The following is a 4616-nucleotide window of genomic DNA, read 5'->3' on the forward strand; positions in this document are numbered from 1 at the left end:
GCCGGATGAGTCGAAAGGTTCGCGTCCGGCTTTGTAGGAGAGGTGCGGGGTATAATAACCCCCATCGACTCTAACAAAGGTGAAACGAAAACAGCATGAGTATTAATGTCATTGGAACAATTGAACGCAAAGAAATGGGTACAGGTACTTGGGCATTAGTTGCCGATAATGGTACTACCTACGAAATTTTTAGAGGCGCGAGTAAAGACTTACTCAAACCTGGGCAAAAGGTAAGTGTTGTGGGACAGGTTAAAGAAGATATCATGACTCTAGCCATGATTGGTCCTGTCCTAGAAGTTCAATCTTTTGATGTAATTAGTTAGAACTTGCTAAGACGGCTTGTAGCTTACTTCTAAATTCACCTTTGGGATGACCGCCTTTTACTTCCCCTAAAATCTGAAATTCGCCTTCAGGAGAATCGCAGATAAGGTAAGTCGGCCATCCCATCTCGGCTTTATCGGGGTATTGACTGAGTAAAATTTTGCGGTATTTGCGGTAAGTTGCCGTATCTTGCATTTTGACATCAACAAATTGCAAGCCCAATTCTTCGCTAACTTTTTGGTCGTAGAAAGACATTTTGTGGCAGATTCCGCAGTCTTGGGAAGAAAATTTAATTAGCGATCGCCCCATAATTTTTACTCCAATATCTAAATCCTTGGGAATTGAAAATCATCACCCATTACCGATTACCGATTACCAACTCTTTCTCTATTTTACCTCTTGTGCGATCGCACAATTAGTCGATTTTAAAGTAGACGCAGGCGGCACTAGCGCCACTACATGAGGCACAGGACGGGGAGTGTAGCCTACTAAAGATTCACCTTTATAAGCTAAAGAAGTGCTTGCGCCCGAATCGAGCATCACAGCATCCCGAAATCCGGCTTTAACTAAAACCTTTCCTAAAGATACTGAATCAATCGGATCGTTAGCTACACCTACTGTTGGTTGTCCGGCTTGATTAATACCCCAAAAAGCCCGATGGCGAATTGCATCGTAATCAAACAAACTACCAAAAGTTTCCGCGCTTTGGGGTTGGTTGTCTTTAACTAACCAAGCGGCGGCGACAAAGGCATCGGTAACATTTGACATTACTGCTTCTACGCCCTGTAAAGTATTGTGCTTGAGGGGATCGAACACGATAAATTTAGCCGATTGCGGGCCGATCAATACCAAAGGTCGCCCAATTAGTTTAGACATTTCCCCGCGATAACCAGGGACAAATTTATTATTTATTTGGCTCAATACTGGCCCAATCATGACGTTTGAATCTAAATATTTTAAGGAGAAAAACCCACCATCAACGGCGGCTACAGCTTCAGTTCCTGCTAGAATTTCTGTTACTTGGTAACGGCTTTTGGCGTGAATAGTAACGGGTTTACCGCCAGAAATTAGGGTAATGTCGGTTTCGTCAACAGTTGTTTTATTAACTTGAACTTCGGCAGAAAAGTCAAAGCCACCACTCCAAAAATTAGGTAGTTTTGCTCCTCCCCAAGCTTGATAAATTGGGCTTGCTTCTCCTTGTGCTAACCTTGATTGTCCAAACCGGGCGATCGCCAGCATACTTTCTGATTCCCCTGCAAAGCGCTCGTCGGTATCGCTCATAGTTAGCGCCGAAAGATACCCAGCTTTTTCGACAAACTTTGCTACTCTTTGGTCATACTTTCCTTCAGGATAGGTAAAGTAACGAATATCAATTCCTAATTGAGCTTCGAGTATTTGTTTTGATTGCTCGATCTCCATTTTTAATTGCTCGTCATTCAACAATCTTAAGTCTTTGGGGTGAGTGACGCTGTGAGATGCGATCGTTACTAAGGGATCGGCTGCCATTTCTTTTAGCTGTTCCCAACTTACATGAGTTCTCCCCGTATCCTTGCCCATGTTTAATGTATAAACCGAGAAAACTGCTGGATATCCGTACTTTTTCAGCAAAGGATAAACATACTCGTAATGACCTCCATAACCATCATCAAAAGTCAATACTATGGGCTTTTCTGGTAGGGGTAAGCCTGTACGGAGATGGGTTACTAGCTGGTCGTAACTAATTGGTGTTAAACCTTGTTCTTTAATGAGTTGAAAATGCTGTTCGAGTTCTTTAACAGTGACATCAAAAAACACTTCTTTTTCTGGCAATATGTCGTGATACATAAATACCGGAACTTTTGCCAATGTTGCGCGATCGTTAATTTTGGGCCAAGCACTGGGATTAAAATAAGCTGCTAGTTGCGGCGCTAAGTTGCGATTCATTGTTTGGAAAATTGTTTCCACTTCTCCCACCAAACTAGCTACTTGAACAAGTTTGTTGAGAGCATTGTTCACACCAACTTTGCCAGAATTGAACTCATTTTTACAAGTAATTTCCCCTGATTTTTCTTGTAAATCTATTGCTAAGGAATTAGCTTGACCTACAGGAAGTAATAATAGAGCTAAGAATAATATTTTTTGAAATTGGTTTATTACTAAAGTTGATTGATATTTGTGCTGAATCCGCATTATATTGTTTTTAAAATAGATAAGTTTCTAACAACTACAAGAGTATTATGGTTTTATTAAGGTAGCAATAGCAGCTAATTAAAATTTCAATAAGATACCCTTAAATAAAGCTAATTTAACTTACCATACTTGTTATTAAATTAGCTTTATTAGTTAAACATAAAAACCTCAGACTTTACTGACCAAATTCAAGTCTTGCTTGCTCTACCAGTTCTACGGTGACAACATCCAAACCCGCCGCACGAGCTAGATTTTGAATTCTGACGGTTGCTTGAGGACGGACAAAGAAGGGAATTTTTTTTAACATAGCCAAAGCCGATGGTGTCCATTGCAGATCGCCCGTGATAGGAAAGTCGTTCATGATGCTACAACTCCTAAACAATTAGTTTAAAAAAGCAATTAACGCAGATGTTTTTGAATGATGTCATTTATCATAGCGCCTATGTTTTCCTTAAAGAACTCCGATTGTGTCAGATAACTTGCGATCGCACCGTCCACCACGATCGAAAGCTTTATTAAACCAATTTGCAGCAACACTTTTAATTGCTCGGAATTTAAACGAAAAGCTCCTGCTTTTACACAGGAGCTTTTTAACTATTCTTTAATTAATTGTGCAAATAAGCTTTGCTAGTTAGTCTAGTTCGCCCATAAACATTACAGGTTCGCTTTCGCGGTTGATACCCTTCTCAAAACCAGCAACTGCCGCTCTAGCACGACCAGCGTGCCATAAGTGACCGACCAGGAAGAAGAAGAACATCACAAAGTGGAAACAAGACAACCAAGAACGGGGAGACACGAAGTTAAACGAGTTGATCTCCGTTGCTACGCCACCTACAGAGTTCAAAGAACCCAAAGGAGCGTGAGTCATGTATTCCGCCGCGCGACGAGCTTGCCAAGGTTGAATGTCATTCTTGATCTTGTCTAAGTCAAGACCGTTGGGGCCGCGTAATGGCTCTAACCAAGGAGCGCGGACATCCCAAAAACGCATGGTTTCACCACCAAAGATGATTTCACCAGTAGGCGATCGCATTAAGTACTTACCCAAACCTGTAGGTCCTTGAGCCGAACCGACGTTTGCACCCAAACGCTGGTCGCGGATTAAGAAAGTCAAGGCTTGTGCTTGAGAAGCTTCTGGACCTGTAGGGCCATAAAATTCGCTAGGATATACAGTGTTGTTAAACCAAACAAAGCAAGTGGCGATAAATGCCATCAGCGACAAAGCACCTAAGCTGTAAGAAAGATAAGCTTCTCCAGACCAAATGAAAGCGCGACGCGCCCAAGCAAAAGGCTTAGTCAATACGTGGAAAATACCACCAGTAATAAGTAGTAAAGCTACCCAAATGTGTCCGCCAACTACATCTTCTAAGTTATCGACACTAACAATCGAACCTTCACCACCGAAGGGAGAGCGCAGCACGTAACCGAAGATAATTGCAGGGTTGAGTGTAGGGTTGCTAATTACCCGTACATCACCACCACCAGGAGCCCAAGTATCGTATAGACCGCCGACGAACATAGCTTTAATTACTAGCAACAAAGCACCGCAACCTAAAATGATTAGGTGAAAGCCGATGATACTAGTCATTTTGTTCTTATCTTTCCAGTCGTAACCAAAAAAGGCAGAATATTCTTCTAAGGTATCTGGGCCGCGCACGGCATGATAAATCCCACCAAAACCAAGAACTGCGGAGGAAATTAAGTGCAGTACGCCAACAACGAAGTAAGGAAAGGTATTAAGAACTTCGCCACCAGCACCTACGCCCCAGCCCTGAGCAGCTAGGTGAGGTAGCAAGATCAAGCCTTGCTCATACATTGGCTTTTCGGGAATAAAGTGAGCAACTTCAAATAAAGTCATTGCTCCTGCCCAGAATACAATCAAGCCAGAGTGAGCAACGTGAGCGCCCAACAACTTACCCGACAAATTAATCAAACGGGCATTACCCGACCACCAGGCAAAACCTGATGATTCTAAATCTCGACCGCCACCCATTGCTAAGTCGCGGTTCAATGAAGCATTATAGGGCGTTTCCACGTGGCAGAACCTCCTCTGGGAATTGGAATTGTTCGTGAGGCTGATCTTGAGGAGCCATCCAAGCGCGGATCCCCTCATTCAGCAAAATGTTTTT

At 42.6% G+C, this 4616-nt stretch carries 5 protein-coding genes and 1 pseudogene; 1 reads left to right on the forward strand and 5 read right to left on the reverse strand.

The window, feature by feature from the left end; genetic code table 11:
• The first annotated feature begins 95 nt into the window (after positions 1-95).
• Positions 96-323 carry a hypothetical protein gene (locus C7B70_RS24975; RefSeq protein ID WP_106371584.1) on the forward strand — a complete coding sequence of 76 codons (228 nt, stop codon included), beginning with the start codon at positions 96-98 and terminating at the stop codon, positions 321-323.
• Here C7B70_RS24975 and C7B70_RS24980 read toward each other — a convergent pair.
• The 5 genes and pseudogenes from C7B70_RS24980 to C7B70_RS25000 all read right to left on the reverse strand — a co-directional run.
• A complete protein-coding gene (locus C7B70_RS24980) occupies positions 316-630 on the reverse strand; it encodes a thioredoxin family protein (RefSeq protein ID WP_106371585.1) in 315 nt (104 codons plus the stop codon). The genes C7B70_RS24975 and C7B70_RS24980 overlap by 8 nt on opposite strands.
• Before the next feature lie 78 nt (positions 631-708).
• Complete coding sequence (locus C7B70_RS24985) at positions 709-2490, reverse strand: polysaccharide deacetylase family protein (RefSeq protein WP_199192558.1); 1782 nt, start codon at positions 2488-2490, stop codon at positions 709-711.
• Between the two features lie 175 nt (positions 2491-2665).
• Positions 2666-2851, reverse strand: coding sequence for a PCP reductase family protein (locus tag C7B70_RS24990; RefSeq protein WP_106371587.1), 186 nt, complete (start codon positions 2849-2851; stop codon positions 2666-2668).
• 270 nt (positions 2852-3121) lie between these two features.
• A complete protein-coding gene (gene psbC, locus C7B70_RS24995) occupies positions 3122-4480 on the reverse strand; it encodes a photosystem II reaction center protein CP43 (protein WP_106371588.1) in 1359 nt (452 codons plus the stop codon).
• Between the two features lie 25 nt (positions 4481-4505).
• Positions 4506-4616 (reverse strand): annotated as a pseudogene (locus tag C7B70_RS25000) (photosystem II D2 protein (photosystem q(a) protein)); the annotation flags it as partial.

Origin of the sequence: Chlorogloea sp. CCALA 695, from assembly GCF_003003885.1 — a bacterium.
Lineage (GTDB): Bacteria > Cyanobacteriota > Cyanobacteriia > Cyanobacteriales > Chroococcidiopsidaceae > Aliterella.